Source organism: Pseudotabrizicola alkalilacus, assembly GCF_003443995.1.
Taxonomy (GTDB): Bacteria; Pseudomonadota; Alphaproteobacteria; order Rhodobacterales; family Rhodobacteraceae; genus Pseudotabrizicola; species Pseudotabrizicola alkalilacus.
Genome location: NZ_QWEY01000106.1, coordinates 1 through 514, shown reverse-complemented (window position 1 = coordinate 514; position 514 = coordinate 1). Strand labels below are relative to the sequence as shown.

Genomic DNA, 514 nt, shown 5'->3' with positions numbered 1-514 from the left:
GTTTCTCCTTTTTTCATGTCGTCCCCTTGGAATAGGATCCCCTTGAGAAAAAACTACGTGACCCTCTTTGGTTATCCACATGTTTGCCCCGCGCCAGCCAGAAAGATTGTAGCCGCGCGGCTGTGACAGTCGCTGACAAAACACCACCCGCATTGCACACGTCTTGCGAAATTGCTCAAAGGCGGCCTTGTTCTGGAAAAGGTCCGCATATTTGCAGGGTATAGCGACGGTCATACCGTCCTGAGACCGAGGGTGTGATCTGTTATGGCTGGCGGCCAAAGACGAAGTCGCGATCCGGTGCCGCTGAACGGGGGAGTCGGTCGAGCACAGAAGAGAATAGGTTCCGATTTGGCGTTGATCGGGGGCGGGCGCAGGCGGATGTTTCTGGAGTGATCCGCTGCGGAAACCTCTGTCGAGCCCCAAAGCTGACCGACTCGATGCCCCCTCCGCTATGTGCTCGGGGCACATCTCAGCAGTAGCCTCGTCTCGAGGTTCCCCCAGTCCCAGGTCAGTG

At 57.2% G+C, this 514-nt stretch carries 1 protein-coding gene; it reads right to left on the bottom strand.

Annotated features, from left to right (window positions below):
* The coding region (locus tag D1012_RS23135; protein WP_233517251.1) for a hypothetical protein at window positions 1-234 on the bottom strand (234 nt) is incomplete at its 3' end.
* Between the last annotated feature and the right edge of the window lie 280 nt (window positions 235-514).